Source organism: Salipiger bermudensis, assembly GCF_019801965.1.
GTDB lineage: Bacteria > Pseudomonadota > Alphaproteobacteria > Rhodobacterales > Rhodobacteraceae > Salipiger > Salipiger bermudensis_A.
Genome location: NZ_JAHVIA010000001.1, coordinates 63,612 through 87,316, shown reverse-complemented (window position 1 = coordinate 87,316; position 23,705 = coordinate 63,612). Strand labels below are relative to the sequence as shown.

General features: G+C 68.0%; 17 protein-coding genes. 12 read left to right on the top strand and 5 right to left on the bottom strand.

Annotation, left to right across the window (positions count from 1 at the left end):
* The first annotated feature begins 507 nt into the window (after positions 1-507).
* From KUV62_RS00380 to KUV62_RS00365, 4 genes are all read left to right on the top strand, one after another.
* On the top strand, positions 508-2,211 hold the full coding sequence (locus KUV62_RS00380) for an alkaline phosphatase family protein (RefSeq protein WP_222601712.1): 1,704 nt from the start codon (positions 508-510) through the stop codon (positions 2,209-2,211).
* Positions 2,212-2,305: 94 nt separating this feature from the next.
* Positions 2,306-2,479, top strand: a complete 174-nt coding sequence (locus KUV62_RS00375) for a hypothetical protein (protein WP_222601711.1) — start codon at positions 2,306-2,308, stop codon at positions 2,477-2,479.
* A 128-nt stretch (positions 2,480-2,607) separates the two neighbouring features.
* Positions 2,608-2,799, top strand: coding sequence for a hypothetical protein (locus KUV62_RS00370; protein ID WP_222601710.1), 192 nt, complete (start codon positions 2,608-2,610; stop codon positions 2,797-2,799).
* A 219-nt stretch (positions 2,800-3,018) separates the two neighbouring features.
* The gene (locus tag KUV62_RS00365; RefSeq protein WP_222601709.1) at positions 3,019-3,459 is read left to right on the top strand and encodes an integrase core domain-containing protein; all 441 of its coding nucleotides are present in this window, start codon (positions 3,019-3,021) and stop codon (positions 3,457-3,459) included.
* 119 nt (positions 3,460-3,578) lie between these two features.
* Here KUV62_RS00365 and KUV62_RS00360 read toward each other — a convergent pair whose 3' ends face one another.
* Positions 3,579-4,484: a LysR family transcriptional regulator gene (locus tag KUV62_RS00360; RefSeq protein ID WP_222601708.1), complete on the bottom strand. Its 906-nt coding sequence runs from the start codon at positions 4,482-4,484 to the stop codon at positions 3,579-3,581.
* A gap of 117 nt (positions 4,485-4,601) precedes the next feature.
* On the opposite strand from KUV62_RS00360, the gene KUV62_RS00355 reads away from it, so the two are divergent.
* From KUV62_RS00355 to KUV62_RS00335, 5 genes are all read left to right on the top strand, one after another.
* A complete protein-coding gene (locus KUV62_RS00355; protein ID WP_222601707.1) occupies positions 4,602-5,534 on the top strand; it encodes an alpha/beta hydrolase in 933 nt (310 codons plus the stop codon).
* An 81-nt stretch (positions 5,535-5,615) separates the two neighbouring features.
* Positions 5,616-6,578 carry an alpha/beta hydrolase gene (locus tag KUV62_RS00350; RefSeq protein WP_222601706.1) on the top strand — a complete coding sequence of 321 codons (963 nt, stop codon included), beginning with the start codon at positions 5,616-5,618 and terminating at the stop codon, positions 6,576-6,578.
* Positions 6,579-7,500: 922 nt separating this feature from the next.
* Positions 7,501-9,246: a sigma-54-dependent Fis family transcriptional regulator gene (locus tag KUV62_RS00345; protein WP_222601705.1), complete on the top strand. Its 1,746-nt coding sequence runs from the start codon at positions 7,501-7,503 to the stop codon at positions 9,244-9,246.
* 140 nt (positions 9,247-9,386) lie between these two features.
* Positions 9,387-11,186 carry an NAD(P)/FAD-dependent oxidoreductase gene (locus tag KUV62_RS00340; RefSeq protein WP_222601704.1) on the top strand — a complete coding sequence of 600 codons (1,800 nt, stop codon included), beginning with the start codon at positions 9,387-9,389 and terminating at the stop codon, positions 11,184-11,186.
* Between the two features lie 112 nt (positions 11,187-11,298).
* Positions 11,299-12,327: a 2,3-butanediol dehydrogenase gene (locus KUV62_RS00335; protein WP_315901552.1), complete on the top strand. Its 1,029-nt coding sequence runs from the start codon at positions 11,299-11,301 to the stop codon at positions 12,325-12,327.
* Between the two features lie 407 nt (positions 12,328-12,734).
* On the opposite strand, the gene KUV62_RS00330 is transcribed toward KUV62_RS00335, so the two are convergent.
* The 3 genes from KUV62_RS00330 to KUV62_RS00320 form a co-directional block, all read right to left on the bottom strand.
* Positions 12,735-14,435, bottom strand: coding sequence for a tetratricopeptide repeat protein (locus KUV62_RS00330; protein ID WP_222601702.1), 1,701 nt, complete (start codon positions 14,433-14,435; stop codon positions 12,735-12,737).
* A gap of 51 nt (positions 14,436-14,486) precedes the next feature.
* Complete coding sequence (locus tag KUV62_RS00325; RefSeq protein WP_222601701.1) at positions 14,487-14,717, bottom strand: hypothetical protein; 231 nt, start codon at positions 14,715-14,717, stop codon at positions 14,487-14,489.
* A gap of 133 nt (positions 14,718-14,850) precedes the next feature.
* Positions 14,851-15,801: a homocysteine S-methyltransferase family protein gene (locus KUV62_RS00320; RefSeq protein WP_261395122.1), complete on the bottom strand. Its 951-nt coding sequence runs from the start codon at positions 15,799-15,801 to the stop codon at positions 14,851-14,853.
* 254 nt (positions 15,802-16,055) lie between these two features.
* Here KUV62_RS00320 and KUV62_RS00315 point away from each other — a divergent pair, with 254 nt between their 5' ends.
* From KUV62_RS00315 to KUV62_RS00305, 3 genes are all read left to right on the top strand, one after another.
* A complete protein-coding gene (locus KUV62_RS00315; protein WP_222601699.1) occupies positions 16,056-19,595 on the top strand; it encodes an AAA family ATPase in 3,540 nt (1,179 codons plus the stop codon).
* A 108-nt stretch (positions 19,596-19,703) separates the two neighbouring features.
* On the top strand, positions 19,704-20,669 hold the full coding sequence (locus KUV62_RS00310; RefSeq protein ID WP_222601698.1) for an MYG1 family protein: 966 nt from the start codon (positions 19,704-19,706) through the stop codon (positions 20,667-20,669).
* Positions 20,670-21,057: 388 nt separating this feature from the next.
* Positions 21,058-22,689: a hypothetical protein gene (locus KUV62_RS00305; protein ID WP_222601697.1), complete on the top strand. Its 1,632-nt coding sequence runs from the start codon at positions 21,058-21,060 to the stop codon at positions 22,687-22,689.
* 41 nt (positions 22,690-22,730) lie between these two features.
* Here KUV62_RS00305 and KUV62_RS00300 read toward each other — a convergent pair whose 3' ends face one another.
* Positions 22,731-23,624, bottom strand: a complete 894-nt coding sequence (locus tag KUV62_RS00300; RefSeq protein ID WP_222601696.1) for a LysR family transcriptional regulator — start codon at positions 23,622-23,624, stop codon at positions 22,731-22,733.
* Positions 23,625-23,705 lie beyond the last annotated feature (81 nt).

The window sequence follows — 23,705 nt, the reverse complement described above, 5'->3', positions numbered from 1 at the left end:
TTGGCGCGTTCTGGGTGGCGTAATATTTTTTAATCGCAAAGATTTGCGGTGGCGAGAGACGCTATGGGCGTAGGGCCCGAAAAGATGCACGACTACCGCTGGAAGCGTTGGAACGACAGGGGGCTTCGCCCGGATCATGGCGTTTCTGGCGGCCAAGCATGGTGAGGAGTTAGCCGTGCTGATCGACGCAACTCATCTGAAGGCGCGTCGCACAGCGTCGAGCGCCGCGGGGAAGGGGGGCATGGGGCTCTGCTCAGGGTGTAAGGGGCTCCTGATCCCGTTCCGGTTGGCCCGAGGCCTATCTTTACTCAAGGCCAGCCACGCATGAGTTGCCCGCATCATCTCAAGAGGGCAGGAAACGCTCCCTGCCAGTGGCGAACCAATGGCGAAAGTGGGACGCGGCCACCGTTCGCCGCGGCTGGCCGGTCGAGGAGAAGAAAAAGCCAACGGTAATATTCGAGGTCGTGTATCCTTTGAACGCAACGTGCTTCGAGGGATGGAGGAACCATGGCACAGCTAACCGGAATCTCCCGAACGGCCTGCGCGCTCTTTATCGGAACCGCTGCGCTCGCTGGACCCGCCTTCGCCCAGAGCAAGCCGCGCCTGATCCTTCAGATCACCGTGGACCAGCTGCGAGGCGATCTGCCCACGCGCTACCTCGACCGTCTTGGCGCCGGAGGCTTTCGCTACCTGCTCGAAGGCGGCATTCATTACAACAACGCGCATCACACGCACGCCAACACCGAGACCATTGTCGGGCACACGACACTTGCCACCGGCGCCACGCCGGCTGCGCATGGCATGATCGGCAACCTCTGGTTCGACAGGGCGGCCGGGCGCACTGTCTACAACATCGAGGACCCGGACTATTCGATCCTGACCAGCGGGGCAGATGTCGACGCGTCCACCGAGATCGACCCGACGCAGCGTGCAGCCAAGAGTGACGGGCGCTCTCCGCGCACGATCCTGACCTCGACCTTCGGAGACGAACTCTCTGTCGAGACCAATGGGAAGGCGAAGGTTTTCGGCGTTTCGATAAAGGATCGTGGCGCGGTGTCGATGGCCGGTCATACCGGCAAGGCCTTCTGGTTCTCGAAATCGGCCGGTCAGTTCGTGACAAGCAGCTACTACTATGACAGCTACCCCAGCTGGGTCGACACATGGAACGCGAAGGCGTTGCCGCAGAGTTTCGGCGGGCAGAGCTGGGAGCTGCTCAACCCCATCGACACCTACATGTTCGGCGAGAACGACGACCAGGAGTGGGAGCCCGACTTCGCCGGTTTCGGACGCACCTTTCCCCATCCTCTGGGCGCGGCGGAGGACAAGTATTTCACCACGCTGCTGACGCTCAGCCCGCCGGGTGACCGGATCACCGCCGATTTTGCCAAGACCCTGATCGACGCGGAGGGCCTCGGCGATGACGAGATCCCTGATTTTCTGGGGGTCAGCTTCTCCGTGACAGATTACGTGGGCCATTTCTTCGGTCCCTCGAGCCTGGAAGCCGAAGACAACCTCATGCAACTCGATCGGACGCTGGCCGACCTGTTCGCATTCGTCGATGCGGAGATCGGCCTGGAGAACACCTTGATCGTCCTCTCCGCAGATCACGGCGCCCCGGAAGCGCCGGGCTATCTGTCCTCGCTCGGGATGATGGGCGGCTACGTCGCTCCAGGCGATTGGGACACAGCTCCAGCCGTGGCCCGTCTCAAGCAACGGTTCGGGATCGATGGCACACTGATCGAGGGCTATGATCATCCCTACCTGTTTCTCTCCGAGGCTGCTCGGAGCGCCCCCGACATAGACCAAGCGGCGCTCGAGACCGCGATTGCGCAGGAGCTGGTGGCTTTCGAAGGTGTGGCATACGCGGTGCCGAGTTCTCGGCTGCGCGAAGGCTCCGTTCCCGACAATGCGCTCATGCGGGCCGTGCTGAACAACTATCACCCGGATCGCTCGGGCGACATTTACTTAGTGTTCCAGCCTGAATGGTTCATCAACGACATGGACGGGCTTTCGGTCTCGGTCACCCATGGCTCACCTTGGCGCTACGATACGTTCGTGCCAATCCTCTTTGCCGGGTTCGGCATCGAACCTGAGATTGTCTCACGACGTGTGCATACCGTAGATGTGGCGCTGACATTGGCGACGATCGCGGGGACACGGCCACCGTCGGGAGCGGCCGGCGAGGTCCTGTTGGAGGTCTTGGGGCAGTAGGACTGAAGTCAATCTGAGCTCCCGCCCGAAAATCGGACACTGAGATAAGCGATGATTTGCAGCCTGCTGATCTTCGACGAGGAAGAGATCGGGTATGTCGAAACGCAAGCAGCCCGGATTCGAGTTCGAGGTGAAGGTCGCGCTGGAAGCACTGAAGGGCAAAGAGACGGCGACCGTGCTGGCGAACCGGTTCGGCGCGCATCCGAGGACGATCCGTCAATCGAAGCGCGCGCTTTTTGAAGGTGCGTCCGGCATTGTCGAACACTGAGGCCGCATGAGACCCGAGATCGAAGCGGGGCAGGTTAAGGAACTCCACGCCAAAATCGGGAAACTGGCGGTGGCCAACCCTTTTGGGGAACGAAAGCTGAAGCCGCGGGGCGGGAGGTGAGGCGCGGTATGATCGAGCCGGACCACGCTCAGCTGTTCATCGGGCAGCAGTGCAAGCGGCTGTCGAAGGCGCGCTCGTCTTTCTACGACACGGCCAAGGCGGAGACCGAACAGAACCTCGGCCTGATGAGGCGGTTCGACTCGCCGCTTCTCGAGACCCCGTTCTTCGGTGTCATCTTGGGTCATCCGGCACCTGCATAACGACGGCCACCTGGTGTACGATAAGCGCATCCAACGACTGATGCGCCTCATGGGATTGGTGCCGATTTACCAGAAGCCCAACACGAGCAGGCCGGCGAAGGGGCACAAAACCTAGCCCTACCAGCCCAGAGGGTTGAGGGTTGAGCGCCCGAACCAGGCCTGGTGTTCGGACACCAGCTTCTGCCCATACGGCGCGGGTTCCTCTAGCTCGTGGCAATCATGGACTGGCACACCCGAAAGGTTTCCTGCTGGCGGATCTCGAACACTTTGGAGGCCGAGTTCTGTGTCGACGCGCCGACCGAGGCCATCCACAAGGTCGGGCCGCCCGAGATCATGAATACGGATGAGGGTTCCCAGGTCGCGTCCTTCGCCCGGACGGACCGGCTGCGCCACTCTGTCGTGCGGATCTCGATGGATGGGAAAGGTCGGTTCCTCGACAACTCTTTAATCGAGAAGCTGTGGCGGACCCTGAAATACGAGTGCGTCTACCTGCATGCTCGGGACACAGGATCGGAGACGAAGGCTGCGATCCGGAAATGGATGACCTTCTACAACCGCCAGCGCCCTCATCCAGCACTTGGCGGTAAGCCTCCGGCGCTGGCCCACTTGCAAAGAAATGAACTCAACCAACCCCATCAGCCGGTGCATCGAGCGGCTTGAATTGCGCCAGTTCCTGTCCATCGATTGGGGGGAGCTGACTACGGCAGGTGCCGCGCGGGGAGAGCTGCTGCCCCGCCTGCGGTCATGTCTTCGAGAACTCTCAGGCGGCAGGCGTCGATTCAGCCGAGTCGTCGCAGCCGGGCCTTCAACGCGTCCACGACAAGCCGGAACGCCGGTGAGCTGTGCCGCCGGTTCGGGTAGTAGAGGTGATACCCGGGCAGCGGCGGTGTCCAGTCGGCAAGCACCTGGCTCAGCGCGCCCCGTGCGAGATCGTCTTCGACCTGGTCTCGCGGGAGATAGGCGAGACCTTGTCCGAGAAGAGCGCTGGTCCGCATGAGTTCGACGGTGTTGAAGCTGAGCGCACCCTCGACCCGGACCCTCTTTGTCTCGCCGTTCTTTGCCAGCCGCCAGGCGTTGATCGTGTCCGATGACGGCAGACGCAGGTTGATCGCCCGGTGCTCGACGAGGTCCTCCGGCGTCTTCGGTACGGGGGTCTGCGCGAAGTAGCTCGGGGACCCGACGATCGCCATCGGGATGTCGGGGCTGATGCGCACCGAGATCATGTCCTTCGCGACCTGCTCGCCGAGCCGGACGCCGGCGTCGAAGCGGTCGGCCACGACATCGACGAGCCCGTAATCGACGATGACCTCGACATTCACGTCGGGATAGCCCGGGAGCACCTCCGCCAGTGCCGGAATGAGGATGGTCTTCGCCGCGTGTTCAACCGAGGTGATGCGGATCTTGCCTGACGGCGTGTCGCGGAACTCGCTCAACTCGGCGAGATCACTGTCGATCTCGCGCAGCAGCGGGCCAAGGCGCCGGACCAGCCTGTCGCCCGCGGGCGTCGCGGCAACGCTGCGCGTCGTGCGCGCCAGCAGGCGCAATCCGAGGCGGTCCTCGAGCCGCCGCACGATCTGGCTCAGTGCGGATTGCGAGATGCCGAGGCGTGTCGCGGCCTTGGTGAAGCTGCCCTCTTCGGCGACCGCCACAAAGGCCGTCAAATCGGCAATATCCTCGCGCCGCATTCATCACCTCACTTATAGGTCCATGAAGAACTTACCGTCTAATCACTGAGAGGCTCAAGCGTCATATTGGCTCCATCACCAACGGATCGGTTCGATCCCACCTCCAAGGAGACGACCATGACCAAGATCACCTTCGCCAATACCAACAACCCGAACATCGAGATGTCGGCCGTCATCAACCTGCCGGAGGGCTTTGATAAGGGCGCCAAATACCCGGCCATCGTCGTCTCGCATCCCGGCGGTGGCGTGAAGGAACAGACCGCCGGCACCTATGCCGCGGAACTGGCCAAGCAGGGCTTCGTAACCATCGCCTATGACGCCTCCTACCAGGGCGAGTCTGGCGGCACCTTGCGCCAACTCGAGAACCCCTACATCCGCACCGAGGATGTCAGCGCCGTCATCGACCACCTGACCATGCTGGATTATGTCGACACCGACCGGATCGGTGCCATGGGGATCTGCGCGGGTGCCGGTTACACCGCCAACGCGGCAATCAACGATCACCGGATCAAGGCCGTCGGCACGGTCAGCGCGGTCAACATCGGCGCGATGTTCCGCAACGGCTGGGGCAATGACGTTGCCGATGCCGACGCGCTGCCCTTCCTCGAAGCCGGCAGCGCCGCCCGCACCGCGGATGCACAGGCGCTCGCCACCGGCGGTGATCTGGCACAGATCCCGATGGCTCCGCTTAAGGAAGAAGATGCCCCCAACGAGGAGCTTCGCCAGGCCTGGGAGTATTACCACACCCAGCGCGCGCAATGCGCCACTGCTCCGGGCTACGGGCTGGCGCGCAGCCTGACCCAGCTGGTCAGCTACGACGCCTACAACTTCGCCGAGGCCTTCCTGACCCAGCCCCTGCAGATCGTGGCGGGCAGCGTCGCGGGCAGCAAGTGGATGAGCGATGACCTCTACGCCCGCGCCGCAAGCGGCGACAAGACGTTCCACGTCGTCGACGGCGCCAACCACATGGACCTCTACGACGGCGCCAAGTTCGTCGACGAGGCGGTGAGCGTGCTGGCGCCCTTCTTTCAGGAAAAGCTCGGCGCCTGATCCGGCGCAGACGACGCGCGCCTCGCCCGGATCGCGGGCGGGGCGGCCTCTGCCAATTTGACACCCAAAGGAGTTCAAACCATGGAAAGCGTGACATTTCAGAACCCAGACATGGCCTGGCACATCGCGGCGGACATTCACCTGCCGCCGGATTTCGACGCAGGCAAGCGCTACCCTGCAATTGTCAGCATCCACCCCTTCGGAAGCTGCAAGGAACAGACATCGGGCAGCGTCTACGGTAAGGCGCTCGCAGCAAAAGGCTACGTCGTCATTGCCTTCGACGCGAGCTATCAGGGCGCGTCCGGTGGCAGCCCCCGCTGGACCGAAAGCCCCAGCCAGCGGGTCGAGGATGTCAGCCACGTGATCGACCACGCGGTGACGCTGCCTTACGTCGATGCGGACCGGATCGGGGTCATCGGCGTCTGTGGCGGTGGCGGCTACGCGCTGAATGCCGCGTTGACCGAGAAACGGATCAAGGCCGTGGTCGGGATCACCCCGGTGAATCTCGGTCGCCTCTTCCGAGAAGGCTTCAGCGGTTTCGATCCGGTCGGCGCACTGACCGCCATGGCCGCGCAGCGCAGCGCCGAGGCGCGCGGTGCGGAGCTGCAGATCAACGAACTGCTGCCCGCCAGCCTTGAGGCGGCACGCGAGAACGGGATGACCGAGCGCGACGTCTTCGAGGCGACGGACTACTACAAGACGCCGCGCGGCCAGGCACCCGGAGGGGCGACACGCATGGTTTTCAGCCATGCCCAGAAGACCCTGTCATGGGATGCGTTTGCCTTCGCCGAGACGCTGTTGACCCAACCGATGATGGTGGTCATCGGCCAGAAGGTCGGCGCCTTCGGGGCCTATCGCGACGGCATGGAAATCTACGGCCGCGCGATGGCATCGAAGGACCGGCAACTGGTCGAACTGCAGGATTGGTCCCACTACGACCTCTACGACCGGGAAGAGCCGGTCGGCTTGGCGCTGGAGAAGATCATTCCGTTCTTCAAGACGCATCTCGCCGGAGATGACGTCGCCGCTGCCGAAGCTGCCTGACGACAAGACGGCTCGGTCCTGCGCTGCGGGATCGAGCCGCAGATTTCGGCAAGCTCGGCGGCGTTTTTTGGGTCAGCCGCTGATCTTTCTGCCCGGAGGCTGTATGGGCCCGCTTTGCGCGCGGCGCCGTCAGGCGGCGATGCAGCACAAACCTCAATCTTGCCATGGAGGAGCCATCCACACGGGACTGTTGGAGACGTCGTGCTTGGCAATATGACATGCCATGGCCGGTTCGCATCTCTGTTTGACCCGGCTGGCGGTCTCTTCCTTGGTCAGTCAGATTGGCGCGGGCGCCTTCGCGAGATCAGCCACGTCCGGGACATCAACGCGGCTGTCCCCGATGACCGGGAATGCATGAGTCTCGAGCGTGTTTGTCCATAGATCCCGAACTTTCCCGTTTCTGAGCAAGGGAGACATTGCTGCGACGACTGTTCTCGCAGCCTCGCGAAAGGTTGGAGTGATTGCTTCCTGCGATCTTGCCTCTGCGTTGCGCTCGTGGATGGGGGCACGGCCCCGTGGGCTAATCTCGCGCGCTTCCGCTGCAAGGCGTCATGCATCGGCGAGGACAGTCTCGGGGAAGGTCCCCAGCCGCATAGCGCGACGCGTTCCTGAAACGGGGGAATCAAAGCGCAGAACGGAATTGCCCGAGCCTTGATAGGAGCCTTGCATTCAACCTTCCGGAGCTGTGCCCACACGGTCTGGATGACGCGATGAGCCCGAGCGCCGGGCTTTTTTCCGCGGTCTACGATCCGAGAGTGGGGCTTCTTCACCGCCCGGCACGAGCGCAGCGCGTCGTCGTCGGCGGTCTCGAATAGAAGGTCTCCGGGAAAAGCGGGCAGGATCCGGGTCGCCCGGTATCGACCAAAGTTCATCCGGCGTTTGGCGCGGCCCGTGTTAGGATATCCGCCGAGGAGGGGGGCTGATGACCGGGCACAAGCATGTCGAAGAGATCGCGCAGGTTCTGGATGGTCGCACCACCGGGCGGGACAGCTATGTCGATGCCTCCTGGCGGCGCTGTGTCGAGCTCTACGGCATGGACCCCGCCCGCAGCGAGCCCGCGCATATCGTCACCGAGGCCGAGTTTCGCAGCCATCGCGATCAGGCCGACTGGATGATCGGTGCCGCCCGCGCCAGCCTGCAGAGCCTGTTCCGGCAGGTCGCGGGGCAGAACTACGTCCTGCTGCTGACCGATGCCAAGGGCGTCTGCGTTGACTTCTTCGGCGACAGCCTTTTCGTCGACGAGCTGCGCGGGGCAGGGCTCTATCTCGGGTCGAACTGGTCGGAGGACCTTGCCGGAACCTGCGGCGTGGGGGCCTGCATCGTGACCGGCGAGCCGGTCACGGTTCACCAGGATGACCATTTCGGCAATGCCCACACCGCGCTCTCCTGCACCTCCGCGCCGATCTATGACAGCCTCGGCCAGCTCGCCGCGGTGCTCGACATCTCCCTGCTGCGCTCGCCGTCGCCCAAGAGCAGCCAGAACCTCGCCATGTCGCTGGTGACGGCGGCGGCACGGCGGGTGGAGATGGCCAACCTGATGGCCTCGAGCCGGCGCGAATGGGTGCTGCGGTTCTCCTCCAGCCCGGAATTCCTCGACGTGGACCCGGAGGGCGCGATTGCGCTCGACGGCTCGGGCCGGGTGATCGGCGCCACCCACGCGGCGACGCGGATGCTCTCGCGCGGGGGCAGCCTGATCGGAGAGCGCATCGACGGCCTGCTCGGGATCGGCGTCGACGATCTGCCCGACCTGATGCGCGACCGTCCGACCGAGGAACGCGTCGTGGCGCTTGGCGATGGCGGCGCGGTCTTCGGCCACGCGATCGCTCCACAGGCCCCGCGCCGACCGCGCAGCGAGGCCTCGTGCATGGCGCGGCGCGGCGGGGGTGTCATGTCCGGGCTCGCCGGTCATGACCCGGCGATGACCCGGTTGCTGTCGCAGGCGGAGCGGCTGGCCGGGACGCCGGTCCCGCTGGTGATCTGCGGCGAGAGCGGCAGCGGCAAGACCAAGCTCGCCCGCGCGCTTCACATGGCCTCGCGCCGGGGGGGCTTCATCACCGTCGACTGCGCCTCGGCGGGGGCGGCGGAGATGGCGGAGGCGCTCGCAGATCAGCCCGGCCCCGCGACGCTGCTGCTCCGGCGCATCGAAGACCTCTCCGCGCCCGCCGCCCGGGCGTTGCCGGGCCTGCTCGACGCGCATCCGGAGCTGCGCCCGGTCGCCACCAGCGGCCTCGCGCCGAATGCGCTGCTGTCGCACGAGACCCTGCCTTGCGCGCTCTACCACCGGCTCGCCGGAGCGGTGTTTGAGCTGCCGCCCCTGCGCGAGCGGCAGGATCTGGGCTGGCTGATCGAGCGGTTGCTGCGCCGCCGCTGCGGCGGCGAGATGCGGCTCACGCCCTCGGCCCGCGCCGAGCTCACGGCCCGCGACTGGCCCGGCAACCTGCGCGAACTGGGCCATGTGCTCGACGTTGCCTGCGCGCTGGCGGAGGGCGACGTGATCGACCTTCCGGATCTGCCCGAGCCGCCGCGGCCCTTTGTCGAGGAGCAGAGCCTCGAGGCGGTGCTCGACGCCTGCAACTGGAACATGGCCCGCGCCGCACGGCGGTTGGGGGTAAACCGATCGACGGTTCTGCGCCGGATCCGGAAGGAAGGGTTGCGCGCGCCGAACTGAGGCGTTGCGCGGCGTTGCGTTTGCAACATGCTGCGATGCCGCAACCTGCGAGACAGCCAAAATCGCCGGATTCCCGTGGCAGTTCGGCGGCCTGGCTCGCCACACTCTCCTCATCACATTGCCTATGAGGAGGATACGCAATGCTCGACTCGACCGTCACCGCCGAGGTGCAGGACATGCTCGACAGTCTGAACGCAGCCCTTGAGGCGGGCGACGCGCAGGCTGCCAGCGCGCTCTTTGCCACCGACAGCTACTGGCGCGACCTGATCGCCGTCACCTGGAACCTGAAGACCGTGGAAGGGCCTGCCGGCGTGCAGGACATGCTCGCGGCGCAGCTCAAGCACACCAAACCGCGCGGCTTTGCCATTCAGGAGGGGGAACTGCCCGGAGAGGATGGCGGCGTCATCACCGCCTGGATCACCTTCGAGACCGCCGTCGGGAGAGGCTGGGGGCTGATGCGGCTGAAGGACGGCCGCATCTGGACGCTGCTGACCGCGCTGCAGGAGCTGAAGGGCTTCGAGGAGAACCGCGGCAAGCGCCGCCCGATGGGGGCCGAACACGGTGCCGCGAAGAACCGCAGGTCGTGGAAGGAAAAGCGCGAGGCGGAAGCGGCGGAGCTCGGCTACAGCGAGCAGCCCTACACCGTCATCATCGGCGGTGGGCAGGGGGGCATCGCGCTGGGCGCGCGGCTGCGGCAGCTCGGCGTACCGACCATCGTGCTCGACAAGCATGACCGCCCTGGCGACCAGTGGCGCTCGCGCTACAAGTCGCTCTGCCTGCACGATCCGATCTGGTACGACCACCTGCCGTATATCAAGTTTCCCGACAACTGGCCGGTGTTCACGCCCAAGGACAAGGTCGGCGACTGGCTCGAGATGTACACCAAGGTCATGGAGCTCAACTACTGGACCCGGTCCGAGGTGCAGAAGGCGGCCTTTGACGAGGCCAGCGGCACCTGGGAGGTCACCGTCAACCGCGACGGCGAGGAGGTGACGCTGCGCCCGACCCAGCTGGTCCTCGCCACCGGCATGTCGGGCAAGGCCAACATCCCCTCCTTCCCGGGCATGGAAAGCTTCAAGGGCACGATCCAGCATTCCTCGCAGCACGAGGGGCCGGACGCGTGGAGCGGCAAGAAGGTGGTGGTCGTCGGATCCAACAACTCGGCCCACGACATCTGCGCCGCGCTCTGGGAGGCCGATGCTGACGTGACAATGGTGCAGCGCAGCTCGACCCATATCGTGCGCTCCGATACGCTCATGGAGATCGGCCTCGGTGCGCTCTATTCGGAGGAGGCGGTGGCCAGCGGCATGACGACCGAGAAGGCCGACATGGTCTTCGCCTCGCTGCCCTACCGGATCATGCACGAGTTCCAGATCCCGCTCTACGACCAGATGAAGGAGCGCGACGCCGCGTTCTATGCCGGGCTGGAGAAGGCCGGGTTCGATCTCGACTGGGGCGATGACGGCTCGGGCCTGTTCATGAAGTATCTGCGTCGCGGCTCGGGCTATTACATCGACGTGGGCGCCAGCCAGCTCATCATCGACGGCGAGGTGAAGCTGGTGAAGGGGCAGGTCGAGCGCTTCGACGAGACCGGCGTAGTGCTGGCCGACGGGACGCATCTTGATGCCGATCTCGTGGTGATGGCCACGGGCTACGGCAGCATGAACGGCTGGGCCGCAGATCTCATCAGCCAGGAGGTGGCCGACAAGGTCGGCAAGGTCTGGGGGCTTGGCTCCGACACCACAAAGGATCCCGGCCCCTGGGAGGGCGAGCAGCGCAACATGTGGAAGCCGACGCAGCAGGAAAACCTCTGGTTCCACGGCGGCAACCTGCACCAGTCGCGGCACTACTCGCTGTACCTCGCGTTGCAGCTGAAGGCCCGGATGGAGGGCATCGAGACCCCTGTCTACGGCCTTCAGGAGGTGCATCACCTGTCGTGATGCCCCTCTCCGGCGCGCCGTCACGGCGCGCCGCGCGCCCGGCCAGTCCTCCCGCCGGGCGCATCCTTTCTGACATCGGAGAAAAGAAATGAAAGCAGCACGTTGGCATGGCGTGAAGGACATCCGCGTCGAAGATATCGCGGACCCGACGCCGCAGGCAGGCGAAGTGAAGGTCAAGGTGGCATGGACCGGGATTTGCGGCAGCGACCTGCACGAATATCTGGCCGGGCCGATCTTCGTGCCGGTGGAAGAAGACCACCCCCTGAGCCACGACAAGGCGCCGATCACCATGGGGCACGAGTATTGCGGTACGGTCGCCGAACTGGGCGAGGGCGTCACCGGGCTCGCGGTCGGCGACCGCGTCGCGATCGAGCCGATCTTCGCCTGCGGGAGCTGCCCGGCCTGCCTGGAGGGCAAATACAACCTCTGCGACAGCCTCGGCTTCGTCGGCCTGTCCGGCGGTCATGGCGGGTTTGCCGCGCATAGCGTCGTGCCCGCGCGCATGGTCCACAAGATGCCCGAGGGCCTGTCGATGGAACAGGGCGCGCTCGTGGAGCCCGCGGCCGTCGCGCTGCATGCGGTGCGGCTGTCGAGGATCAAGGCCGGCGACAAGGCGGCGGTGTTCGGTGCGGGTCCGATCGGGCTTCTGGTCGTGGAGTCGCTGCGGGTCGCCGGTGCATCCGAGATCCACGTCGTCGAGCCCTCGGAGGTGCGGCGGCAAAAGGCGCTGGATCTTGGCGCGACCTCGGTGATCGATCCGGCGGCGACCGACGCCGTCGCGGAGATCCGCGCTGCCACCGGCGGGGTCCATGTGGCCTTTGAAGTGACCGGCGTGCCCCGGGTCCTGCCGCAATGCATCGAGGCGACCCGCCACGAAGGGCAGGTCCTGGTGGTTTCGATCTGGGAGCAGGAGGCCTCGTTCCAGCCCAACACGGTCGTGCTGAAGGAACGTCAGGTGCAGGGCACCATCGCCTATCGCAACGTCTATCCGGCGGTGATGGCGCTGATGACCCAAGGCTATTTCAGCGCCGACCAGCTGGTCACGAAGCGCATTGCGCTGGAGGATATCGTTGCAGAAGGCTTCGAGGCGCTGGTTGCTGAGAAATCCCATGTGAAGATCCTGGTCGAGGCGCCGGACTGACGTCCCTCCGGAAAGAATGCCCGCCGCCACTGTCTTGGGCGGCGGGCGTGCCCGGCGGCACGCCCGGCAGGACATGGTGATTGCTTTGCGGATGATTGCCAGTCGCTCGGGGTTTCGGACAGGTGGGGCGGGGCGCTCTGCTGCTATTCCACGGTAGGCGCCGTGCCGACGGGAGATTCGCCGCACCGCCCGTTGACTGTGCCACGGTGGCCCCTGCGCCGGATGAGGCGTTGAAGGGCGGCGTCTTCGGATCGATCGTCAGTCGTGTCAGTCGCGTTAGCGTGTAGGCCGTTGCGGAAGATGACCAATGCGTCGCGCCGTCTTCGTGATCGCCCTGACACGGGCGATCCCGAGACCCGGCAAGGTCAAGACGCCGCCCCCCCGGGGCGACGTCCGGTGTTTGCGGCTCAGAGCCGGTCGAGCGCGGGCGTGCCCTCGCCCAGCCAGGCGCGGTCGAACTGGTCTTCCAGCGTGCTGGCCCGGGCCGCATCGCCGTCGCGGCGGGCAGCCTCGGCGAGGCCCCAGAGCGCCCAGGCGTTGCTGGGATGGCTGCTCAGCGCCGCCTCGAAGGCCGCCTTCGCGCCCTCCGTGTCTCCGGCCTGCAGGCGCACCGCGCCCAGCGTCTGGCTGACCGGATAGTACCAGTAGGGCGGTTCCATGTAGGCGATGGTCGCCTCGATGGCGATCGCCTCCTCCAAGTGATGCTCCGCCGCCGTCCAGTCGCCCTGCGCCTGCGAGATGCGCGCCTCGACGATGTGCTTGGCGATCCCCAGCACGTCACGCGCCGGCAGATACTGCGCCTCCAGATCCGACAGCGCGGCCTCGGCGATGATGCGCTCGATGGCGTGCTGTTCGGCGATGGCGCCGTCGAGATCGCCGCTCAGCGCCATCGCGGTGCCGCGGGCGTAATGCCAGTGGCCCTTGACGAAGGGAAAGGCATCGCCCGGGTCGGCGAGGGCCAGGATCTCCTCCGGCGCGCTGAACTGCGCATGCGCGGTATAGGGCGCCGTCTCGATCGCCTGGACCCAGGCCAGTTCGGCCGAGACCTCGTCGGAGGTCACCGCGGCGAGCTTGTCGGCCGCTGCCAGCGCCTCGTTCTTCAGGCCGGCCATCTGGGCACCGACCAGCAGGAAATGCAGGTTGTGCGGGTAGTAACCGTAACGATAGAGCGCGCTGGCCCCGTCACCGGCGGCGGCGAGATAGGCCTCGTCGGCCGCGATGGCATCGGCGTTGACCGCGATGGAGTCGGCGTAGCGCCCGACGCGGTTGTAGATATGCGCCGGCATGTGGACGAGATGCCCGGCCATCGGGACGCTGCCGCGCAGCGTGTCCGCCGCCGCCTCGGCCCGCGCAGGGTCGGCAGAGGCTTCGACCGCATGGATGTAGAGGTGCAGCGCCGCCGGGTGATCGGGGTCGATCTCGAGCGCCTGTTCGAGCGCCGCGAGGATCTCGGCGCCTTCGCCCTTCGGCGTCAGGCCATCGGCCTCCCAGTAATCCCAGGGCTGACGGTTCATCATCGCGTCGGCACGGATCACGTGGATATTGGCGTCGTCGGGATATTGCCGGGCAAGCTCGTTCATCGCGCCGGCGAAGGCGCGGTCCAGCAGCGCCCGGTCGCCCCCCTCGAAGGCGTAGCGCAGGGTCAGGGCGCGGGCGAGCCGCCACTCCTTCTCCGTCGAGGCGAGCTCGACGGCGTCCCAGGCGAGTTCGGCGCTGCGCTCGGCGTTCTCCGGGTGCATCCCGTCATTGAGGTTGGGGCCAAGCGCATAGGCCTCGCCCCAGTGGCAGGGCGAGCAGGCCGGGTCGGCCTGCTGCGCGGCACGGAAGGCCTGCGCCGCGGCGGCGTGGTTGAAGCCCCAGAGCAGCGCGATGCCCTGCTCGAAGGCGGCGCGTGCCTCGGCGACGTCGGTGCCGGGATCGAAGCCGAAATCGCCGTAGCCGCCATTGGCGACGATGGCGGGCGCGTCGGCGGCCGGCAGCTCGGTGGCGGCATGGACGACACCGGGCTTGAAGAGCTCGGTCTTGCGGTCGGCCTCGTGGGCGAGCGCGGGGGAGACGAGGGCGCTGGTCGCGAGCAGGGCGAGAGCGCGGGGGAAGGGGAAGGTCATGTCAAAATCCTTTGCGAAATGAAGGCGGGCGCCGGGGGCGCCCGGCAGGTGTCAGAAGGCGACGCCGCGGTAGCGGCGCTGGCCCGGCGCGGGCGGCGGGGCCGCCACGCGGGGCCCGCCGGTATAGGCGATGCCGCGGTAAACCAGCGGGACGCCGTCGCGGCGCGGCGCGGGCGCACGGGTGCCGCGCGCGTAGGCGGCGCCGCGGTAGCGCATCTGGACAGTCGGCTGGTCGGGCAGGGCACGCCCGAAAGCGGCTTGGTCGAAATCAATTGCGGTCATGGAATGGCTCCTTGTGTGTCGGTTCTTGAAAATGACGCCGAGAGAAATTCGGCCTGGCCGGGGCGCGACCCGGCGCGGGGCGTAAAATGCGGGGGCACCTGCCGCCCCGGGTGGGCCGGGGCGGCAGGCCGTTTCAGGCGGCGCGGATGGGCGCGCAGCAGTCGGCCATGGCTTCGACATGGCGGTGATCGGTGCCACAGCAGCCGCCGAGCACCGAAAGGTTGGGCAGGATCCGGCGCAGCCGGGCGAAATCGCGGCCCAGCTCGTCGGGGTTGCCGTCGTCCAGTTCCTCGGCCTCGTCGAGCTCGGCATGGCTGAGCCGCGAGGCGTTGGCCCGGACCCCGCCGATCCGCTTCAGCCAGTCGGAGCCGGCCTCGAGCGCTTCGCGGAAATGGTCCGGGTGGGCGCAGTTGACCATGAAGTAGGCGGCAGCCCCGTCGGTCAGCGCGTCGCTCTGGGCGATGGCCTCGCCCAGCCCGGTGCCGTCGGGCAGACGCCCGTCGGTCTCGACGGTGTAGGACACCACCACCGGGAGCCCGGCCTTCACCGCGGCGCGGATCACGCCCACGCCCTCGGCCACGGTCGAGATGGTGAAGGCGCTGACCATGTCGGCATCGGTGTCGGCGAACCAGCCGATCTGCTCGCCATGGTAGGCCTCGGCCTCGTCGGCGGTCATCGCGGTGTCGGGCTTGTAGCCGTCGCCGCGCGGGCCGAGATTGGCGGAGATCACCACCGGGGCGATGCCACGGGCGGTGCCGCGCAGGTCCGACAGGAAGCTGATCGCCGCGCGGTTGATGCGCGCCAGCGTCTCCGGGTCATGGCCGAGCCCGGCGCCCCAGTCGCGGCTTGCCCGCCAGGTCGGCGCCTCGAGCACGAAGCCGGTGCCGTGATCGGCGGCGATGGCGAGGTGGCGGCGGTAGTAGCGCGCCAGGATCTCGCGCCCCTCGGGGCTCTCCATCAGCGGGTAGGCCGCGAAGGACGGCAGGTCGAGCCCCTCGAAGAAGATCAGCGTGGTCTCGAGGCCGGAATCGGTCAGCAGGAGTTCGCCGCCAAGCTGCGGCAGGTTGTTGCGATGCGAAGTCATGTGGATCACCATGGAAACGGATGGCGCAGCGCGAGGCGCGTTGCGGGGTCGATGGAACGGTATTCGGCCAGCCCGGACGGGGCGGACCCGGGGCGGGGGGCGTGAAACCGGCAGGCCCGGCGATACCGCCGGTTCAACCAGAAGGATTTCTTGAAAGTTTGCATTAACGTGTCACCTATCTTGAAAATGTATGAGCCTTCTGACCCTTCGGCGTGAAAGGGCGCGGTGGACCGGCGTGAAAGGTGCGTGAAACTATGCAGCTCTGGATTGAGTGCCTTGGCGGCCTGACGCTGTTGCGGGAGGGCGCGCCGGTTCCGCTCCGCGCCCGCAAGGCGCGGATCCTGCTCGGGCTTCTGGCCGCGGCGCGGCGCCGCAGCATGCCGCGCGGGCGGCTCGCGGCGCTGTTGTGGGAAGAGAGCGACGCCGAGCAGGCGCGGGTCAGCCTGCGCCAGGCCGTCGCGCAGATCCGGCGTGCGGGGGGCGAGGGCTGGATCGAGGCGGAGGGCGACGAACTGCGCCTCGGGCCTGAGGTCGCCACCGATCTTGACGCGTTCCAGGCGGCGCTGTCCCGCGGCGATGCTGCCGAGGCGGCGCGGCTCTACCGTGGCCCGTTTCTCGACGGGCAGGGCTCGCTGTCATCTGATCTCGGCCAGGCGATCGACGCCGACCGCGCCCGGCTCGCCGGGCTGGCATCGACCGCGCTGGCGGGCGAGCTCGACCGTGTTGGCGACGGGCCGGATGCCTCGGCGCTGGCGCACCGGCTGCTGGGGCTCGATCCGCTCAACGAGACGGCACATCGCCGGCTGATGCAGATCGAGGCGTCGAGCGGCATGCGGCGCGCGGCGCGGGCGCGCTACGAGGCGCTCGAGGCGGCGCTGCAGCGCGATCTCGGGGTGCGCCCCGAAGACGAGACACGGTCGCTCTACGACCGTATCCGCCGTGGCCTCGGCGAGCGCGCGGCCACATCCGAACCCGAGGCGGCCGAGGATGCGTCCGGGCCGGCCTACCTGTTGCTGGGCTTCGAGACAGATGGCCCCCGCGACTGGTCGGCGCTACAGGCTGCAGCGCTGGCCGCGGGCGGCGAGGCGCTCGACGCGGGCCCGGCGGAGCTGGCCTTCCTCTTCGTCGGCGAGGAGCTGCGCGCGGTCGCCGTTGCGGCGCAGGAGATCGCGGCGGCAGCCGATTGCGGTCTCGGCTTCGGCCTGGTCGGCGCGGCGGACGTGCCGCCGGAGGGACGGACGCTGGTCGAGGCGCGCAGGATCGCCGCGCTGGCCGGGCCGGGGGATGTCTTGCTGAAGCGGGACCTCGCGGCGCGGCTCGGACTGGCGGCGGCGCCGGATCAGCGGGCCGTGGCGCTGCGCCCCGGCGCCGCGCCGGCCCGGCCCGACCTGCCACTGATCGGGCGCGAGCTGGAGCTGGCGCAGGCCGAGGCGGCCATTGCCGCGGCTCGGCAAAGCGGGCGCGGCCTTGCGATCCATGTTTCGGGCGAGGCCGGCATCGGCAAGAGTCGGCTCGCGGCGGAGCTGCTGCGCCGCGCCGACCAGGCCGGGATCGGCGTCGCGGCGATCGGCTTCGACGCCTTCTCACCCGGCGCCCGCCACCCGGCCCAGCGGCTGGTCGCGGCCCTGCCGGCCCCGCCGAAGCCGGCGCCGGATGCCACGGCGACCGAGCGCGCCATGCTCGCCTGGCTGAGCTCGCCCGAGATCGGCCCCGAGGATGCGCTGCGCCTCAGCGCCCTCGATCCCGACATCCAGCAGCGGCTGATGGTCGAGGGGCTGGCCCGGGCGCTGAAGCAGGCCGCCGCGACGACCGGCCTTTTGGTGTTGATCGAGGATTGCCACTGGAGCCCGCTCGGCGCGGGGGATTTCCTGCTCGGCCTGCTCGGCCATTTGCAGGACAGCCCGGTAATCCTGCTGCTGACCGAGCGGCCCCGCGATGGCAGCCTCGATCTGCGCCTCGCCGCGCGGGCCCAGGCGGGCGTGGTGCGCATCGCCCTGTCGCCGCTGCCGGTGGCGGCGTCCGAGGCGCTGGTCCGGGCGGTCGCGCCGGGCATCGACGCGGCCGGGGCGGCCATCGAGCGTGCCGGCGGGCACCCGCTCTTCCTGATCCGTCTGCTCGAGGCGGGCTGGACCGAAGGCGCGTTGCCCGCGTCCGTGACCGAGCTCGTGCAGGAGCAGATCGAGCGCCTGCCGGAGGCCGACCGGGCCGCGATCCGGCGTGCCGCGATCCTCGGCGCGGCCTTCGATCCGGAGGATTTTGCCGCCATCTTCCCGGCCAGCCCGCGTCCGCGCCAGAGCGGTGACCTGCTGCACGCCACCGGCGCCGGTCTCGCTTTCGGGCACGATCTGGTGCACCGGGCGATCTACGAGTCGATCCCGCCGGAGATCCGCCGCGCCGACCATGCCCGCGCCGCGGCGCATTTCCGCGCGCGCGACGCGATCCTCTGGGCCGACCACGCGCGGCAGGCCGGAGACGATGCCGAGGCCAGCCGCGCCGCCGCCGCCGCCGCCAACACCATGATCGCCGCGCGGCGCTTCTCGGCGGCCTATCCCTATATCGAGGCCGGGCTGGCCAGCGACGGCGATCCCGAGGCGGTGGCGGAGCTGCATTCCTGCCGCGCCGGCCTGCGCCGGATCCGCGGCGAGATGGCCGGCGCACTCGACGATTACCGCGCCGCCCATGCCCGAGCGACCCGGCCCGAGACCCGCGCCGCGATGCTCTGCCGGCAGGGGCTGGTGCTGCATCGGATGGGCCGCGGCGACGAGGCGGACCGCGCCCTGGATGCCGCCGAGGAGATCGCCGATGACATCGGCCTGACCGGGCTCGGCCGCGCCGAGATCCACGAGCAGCGCGGCAACCGCGCCTTCGTCCTCGGCGCCAACGATGCCTGCCTCGCGCATCACCGCGCCGCGCTGGCGGCGGCCGAGGTGACGGGAGATCCGCGCGGCATCGCCCGCGGTCACGGCGGCATCGGCGATGCCTTCTACGCGGCAGGCCGCTTCGCCAGCGCCCACCGGCACTTCTCGCTGGCCATCGAGACCGCGGAGCGGGCCGGGCTCGGGCTCGTGCGCGAGGAATATCTCTTCATGCGCGCCTTCTCCCTGTTCTTCGCCGATCCCGGCCCGCAGGCGCACCTGCTGATCGACATCGCCGTGGACAGTGCCCGCCAGTGCGGCGCCACCCGCGCCGAGATGATCGCCCGCGAATGCCGCGCCGAGATGCGGCTGATGAACGGCGACGAGGCCGGGCTCGAGACGGATATCGCCGCCATCGAGGCGCTGGCGCTGTTGCGCGGAGAGACCCGCTTTTCGAAGGACGTGGAAACGCTGCACGCCTTCCTCGCGCTGCGCCGCGGAGATGTCGCCTCGGCCCGGGCGCGCCTCGAGGCGCTGCTCCCCGGAGCCGAGACCGACGCCTATGTCGGCGGCACGATCTTCGGGCTTGCGACGCTGGCCGCTGCCGATCGCGAGGGGCGGGACGCGGCCATCGCGGCGGGGCTGTCCTGCACGTCGCGCCGCTCGCTGGCACATGCTGTGGTCTGGTTCCACGCCTGCGTGCTCGAGCGCGCCATCGCGGATAACGACCACCCACTTGCCCGGCGTCACGCCGAGGCGCTTGCTGCGTTTTGTGACCCAGAACCTGTCGGGCTGGTGACGCTCTACCTGCGTGCGATCGAGCTCGTGCTCCAGCCCGCGCCGCCAGAGGAGCTGCTGGCGCATGTGCAGCGCCTGCGGGCGGCGAAGCTGGGCGATGTGGCATCCATGCTGCAGCGGCAGGCCGGCTCGGGGCGCTAGGGAGGCCCGCCGAAGGGCAGAGGCGCCCCTCCGCGATCCGCTTCGCGGCTTGCGAGGGCCGGCCCGATGGCCTACGGGGCAGCAAACCAAGACAGCAGAGCGATCCAGATGACCATCAGCACCCTCGTTACCCATTCCGGCGGCTTCCATGCGGATGAAGTGCTGTCGACCGTCATCCTCACCCGTCTGTTTCCCGAGGCCGAAATCGTCCGCAGCCGGTCTCCCGACTGGATCACCCCGGCCGAGGGCCGGCTGATCTACGATGTCGGTGGCGCCTACGACGTCGCGGCCGGGATCTTCGATCACCACCAGCGCGAAAGCCCCCTGCGCGACGACGAGACGCCCTACAGCTCCTTCGGGCTGGTCTGGAAGCATTTCGGCCTAGACTACCTGCGCAGCTTCGACATCCCCGAGCCCGAGCTGGAAGCAATCCACGCCTCCATCGATCGCAGTTTCGTGCGCCCGGTCGACCAGGTCGACAACGGCACCGTCAGCCTCGCCGAGGCGGGTCCGCTGTCCTCGATGACCTTGCCCGGCCTGATCGAGACGCTGAAGCCGGTGTTCGACGATACCGACCCGGAGAGCGAGACCCGAGCCTTCCATGCCGCGGTCGGCATCGCGCGGCAATTCGTCGAGGCCCGCGTCAACCGCAGCGCCGCCAAGCGGCGCGCCGAGGTGCTGGCGATGGAGGCGATCCAGGCGGCCGGCACCAGCCCGATCCTCGAGCTGCCGATGGGAATGCCGTTCCGTCCCGCCGTGATCGAGGCCGGCGCGGATCACCTGCTCTTCGTGGTCACGCCCCGCGGCGGGGACTGGACCCTCGGCGGCATCCGCAAGCACGAGCAGGGCTTCGAGCAACGGGCCGATCTTCCGGCCGCCTGGGGCGGCCTGTCCGGAGCGGCGCTAGAGGAGGTCTCTGGGGTGCAAGGCGCCAAGTTCTGTCACAAGGCGCTGTTCATCGCCGCCGCCTCCAGCCGTGACGCGATCCTGAAGATGGCCGAGCTCGCGGTGGAAGAGGCCCGCCGCCTCGAGGCTGCAGGCGGCGCCGAGCCGGCCCAGGCCGCAGGGCGCTGAGGTCTCGGCCGGGGGACCGGCCCGGCGCAGCGGGCCGCCATGTCGTCCGAGCTGGCCAGAAGCGCCGCGTGCGCGCGGGCGTCTCGGGCGCCGCGCGGCTGCCCCGCCGTCGATCCTCGGCGCCATCGCTCCCTCGGCAGGGGGCGTGGGGCCTGACGCGCCTTCGAGCTGCACTTGCCATCATCGCCGCCGGAGAGCGTTCTTCGCGCGCCTTGGCTGAGGCGGTGGCCCGGAGCCGCGCCAGCGGGTCGAAGCCGAAAGATCACCGGGCGGGTCGCGTGCCCGCGCGGTGGCCTTCGGTCCGGCACGAGGCCTGCGCCGAAGCTATTCATGCCACCGCCAGTCTCGATCCGTGCTAGGCTCGTTCCGACGACAGGGAGATCCGGAGATGGCGTATTTCGACCTCGGCAGGTTTCACCGCCCGGCCAGCGACAGCCCCGAGGCCCAGATCTGGGCGGATCGCGGCATGGTCTGGCTCTTTGCCTATAACCACGAGGAAGCCATCGTCTGCTTCGACAAGGCGCTCGCCGCCGATCCCGGCTGTGCGCTGGCGCATTGGGGCATCGCCTATGCGATCGGGCCGAATTACAACAAGCCGTGGGAGGTCTTCACGCCCGAGGAAAAGGCGCCGGCGCTGGCGCGCGCCCACGCGGCGCTGACCGCCGGGCGCGCGCTCGGGGATGCGCAGCCGGTGGAGAGGGCGCTGCTCGAGGCGCTGGCCGCGCGCTACCCGCAGGATCCCGGCATCGAGGATTACCAGCCCTTCAACGACGGTTTCTCCGCCGCGATGAGACCGGTCTACGCGGCTTTCCCCGACGATCTCGACGTGGCCTTCGTCTATGCCGAGGCCCTGATGAACCGCACCCCCTGGCAGCTCTGGGACCTGCAGGCCGGCACCCCCAATCCCGAGGCCTCGACCCCCGAGGCGATGGCGGTGCTCGAGCGCTGCTTCGACACCGATCCCGCAGCCTGGGATCATCCGGGGCTCCTGCACATGTATATCCACCTCATGGAAATGTCGCCCTTCCCGGAGCGGGCGCTGCGTCACGGCGACCGGCTCACCGGGCTGGTGCCGGATGCCGGCCACCTGGTGCACATGGGCACCCATATCGACGTGCTCTGCGGCGATTATCACAACGTTCTGGTGCGCAATCTTGCGGCGGCCGAGGTCGATGACCGGTTCAAGGCCCATGCGGGGGCGGCGAATTTCTACGCGCTCTACCGCATCCACAACCTGCATTTCGCGCTCTACGGCGCCATGTTCCTCGGCCGCAAGGCCGATGCGCTGAGCGCGGCGGTGCGCCTGCGCGGCGAGGTGCCGGACGAGGTGGTGCGGGTCTACCCGGACCTCTTCGAGACCTTCGTCGCCGCCCTGCCGCATGTCTATATCCGCTTCGGCATGTGGTCCGAGGCGCTGGAGCTGGAGCTGCCCGAGGATACCGAGCTCTACACCACCACCAACGCGCTGATCCTCTATGCCCGCGCCGTGGCGCTGGCCAATCTCGGCCGCCATGACGAGGCCGAGGCCGCGGGCCGGGCCTTCGACGCGGCCTATGCCGCGGTCCCCGAGGAGCGGATGCTGTTCAACAACTCGGCCCGCGACGTGCTCGCGGTGGCCGAGAGGATGATGCGCGGCGAGCTCGCCTTCAAGGCCGGGCGGCGCGAGGAGGGGCTGGCCTGTCTCAGGCAATCGGTCGCCCTCGATGACGGGCTGATGTACGAGGAGCCGTGGTCCTGGCCGCAGCCGACCCGCCATGCGCTCGGGGCGCTGCTGATGGAGGCGGGAGCCTATGACGAGGCGGAGACGGTCTACCGTGCCGATCTCGGGCTGATCGAGACGCTGCCGCGCCCGAGCCAGCACCCGCGAAACGTCTGGGCGCTGCACGGTCTGCACGAATGCCTGCAACGCCGGGGCGAGACGGTGGAGCGGCGGCACATCCGGATGCTGCTAGACCAGGCGGTGGCGCGCGCCGATATCCCGATCCGCGCAAGCTGTCTCTGCCGCTCGAAGGCCGCCTGAGGCGCCGCGCGCGGCCATCGGCCCGGGCGCCTTGCCTCTCTTCAGGACAGCCCGCGGGGCAGGCCGTGCTCGCCGCAGAGCTCGGCCAGCACCGCGTGCATCCGGGCGATGATCTCCTCGCGCGGCGAGACGGTGCGCTCGACGATGCCGATGCGGCGCTTGATCTGCGGCCGCCCGAAGGGCAGGCGCAGCAGGTTGAGGTCTTCCGGCTCCTGCAGCGCCTTGTGCGGCACCACCGAGATTCCGAGCCCCTGGCGCACACAGGTGACGATGGCGCCGATGGTGTCGATCTCGGCGATGTCCTGCGTCACCACGCCGAGGCGCGAGATCTCGGTGTCGATCATGTTGGCCAGCGGCACCGCGCTGCGGAAGCGCACGTAGGGCAGGGCGCGCATCAGCTCGGTCGGCTCGTTTTCCTGCGTGCCCGGCGGCGCGATCAGCCAGAGCGGCTCGTGCAGGAAGGGGCTCCAGCGCAGCGCCTGCGGAAAGCCTACATGCTCGGCCACCACCGCCGCATCGAGCCGCCCGGCTGCCACGTCGGCGATCAACGTCGACGACAGTGACACCCGCAGGCTTGTCTTGAGCGCCGGATACTGGTGCCGCATCCGCACGATGGCCTCGGGCAGCAGGTTGAGCGCGCTCGACCGCACCGAGCCCAGCATTAGCGTGCCGGAGATCTGGTCGCCGCGCAGCGCCGCCTTGGTGTCTTCTTCTCGGCGCAGGATGTCCTTGGCCATTTCGAGCACCTGCAGACCTTGCGGCGTGAGCTTCGGCGGGCGCGCGCTGCGATCGAAGAGCTGGATGCCAAGCTCTTGTTCCAGCGCCTGAATCTGCTGGCTCACCGCCGAGGGTGTCAGTCGCACGACGTCTGCCGCCTGGGCAAAGGTGCCGTGGCTGTCGATGGCGATCAGGGTCTTGAGCTGCCGGGTGTCCATGAGGATATCCAGTTTTTCTTAATCTGATAACCAGAATTCCGCGCTGTCGTGAAGGAAAAGTTTTCTATATCACGTTTCGAC

Coding starts and splice junctions, on each gene's coding strand:
- KUV62_RS00315 (WP_222601699.1), top strand. CDS start 16,056: ATGCAGCTCTGGATTGAGTGCCTTGGCGGCCTGACGCTGTTGCGGGAG.
- KUV62_RS00350 (WP_222601706.1), top strand. CDS start 5,616: ATGGAAAGCGTGACATTTCAGAACCCAGACATGGCCTGGCACATCGCG.
- KUV62_RS00305 (WP_222601697.1), top strand. CDS start 21,058: ATGGCGTATTTCGACCTCGGCAGGTTTCACCGCCCGGCCAGCGACAGC.
- KUV62_RS00370 (WP_222601710.1), top strand. CDS start 2,608: ATGATCGAGCCGGACCACGCTCAGCTGTTCATCGGGCAGCAGTGCAAG.
- KUV62_RS00330 (WP_222601702.1), bottom strand. CDS start 14,435: ATGACCTTCCCCTTCCCCCGCGCTCTCGCCCTGCTCGCGACCAGCGCC.
- KUV62_RS00380 (WP_222601712.1), top strand. CDS start 508: ATGGCACAGCTAACCGGAATCTCCCGAACGGCCTGCGCGCTCTTTATC.
- KUV62_RS00320 (WP_261395122.1), bottom strand. CDS start 15,801: ATGACTTCGCATCGCAACAACCTGCCGCAGCTTGGCGGCGAACTCCTG.
- KUV62_RS00310 (WP_222601698.1), top strand. CDS start 19,704: ATGACCATCAGCACCCTCGTTACCCATTCCGGCGGCTTCCATGCGGAT.
- KUV62_RS00300 (WP_222601696.1), bottom strand. CDS start 23,624: ATGGACACCCGGCAGCTCAAGACCCTGATCGCCATCGACAGCCACGGC.
- KUV62_RS00365 (WP_222601709.1), top strand. CDS start 3,019: ATGGACTGGCACACCCGAAAGGTTTCCTGCTGGCGGATCTCGAACACT.
- KUV62_RS00345 (WP_222601705.1), top strand. CDS start 7,501: ATGACCGGGCACAAGCATGTCGAAGAGATCGCGCAGGTTCTGGATGGT.
- KUV62_RS00355 (WP_222601707.1), top strand. CDS start 4,602: ATGACCAAGATCACCTTCGCCAATACCAACAACCCGAACATCGAGATG.
- KUV62_RS00340 (WP_222601704.1), top strand. CDS start 9,387: ATGCTCGACTCGACCGTCACCGCCGAGGTGCAGGACATGCTCGACAGT.
- KUV62_RS00360 (WP_222601708.1), bottom strand. CDS start 4,484: ATGCGGCGCGAGGATATTGCCGATTTGACGGCCTTTGTGGCGGTCGCC.
- KUV62_RS00375 (WP_222601711.1), top strand. CDS start 2,306: ATGTCGAAACGCAAGCAGCCCGGATTCGAGTTCGAGGTGAAGGTCGCG.
- KUV62_RS00325 (WP_222601701.1), bottom strand. CDS start 14,717: ATGACCGCAATTGATTTCGACCAAGCCGCTTTCGGGCGTGCCCTGCCC.